Below are 363 nucleotides of genomic sequence, written 5' to 3' on the forward strand. Positions count from 1 at the left end.
CGGGCAGCGTGATGGCCTTCCGCTGGTGCGAGAGTTTTCCCCTTGTCTTTTGTTCGGGTGCCGTGACGGTGCTCGTGTGCCCGGTGTCCCCCGTGCCGGGTGTCGATCCCCCGATGGGAGTTCCCCCATGAACACGAAGCTTCTGCGTAAGAGCGTTCTCGGTGTTGCTGGTCTGGCGTTCGCTGGTGGTGTGGTCGGTGGTCCGGTCGGTGCCGCGCTGGACAGCCCCGCCCACGCGGCGACCCCGGTGGCGGTGGTGCAGGCGGAGAAGCCCGACACGGGCAAGTTGATGCCGCACGGTGAGCCGGGTTCGCAGTCGCGGATCCCGCTGAACGCCGAGCAGACCGCGAACGTGAAGGCCAT

1 pseudogene is annotated in these 363 nt (G+C 67.5%); it reads left to right on the forward strand.

Annotation, left to right across the window (positions count from 1 at the left end):
* Nucleotides 1-127: 127 nt before the first annotated feature.
* Nucleotides 128-363: pseudogene (locus QSK20_RS31975) on the forward strand (hypothetical protein); the annotation flags it as partial.

Source organism: Micromonospora sp. NBRC 101691 (genome assembly GCF_030269285.1).
Lineage (GTDB): Bacteria > Actinomycetota > Actinomycetes > Mycobacteriales > Micromonosporaceae > Micromonospora > Micromonospora echinospora.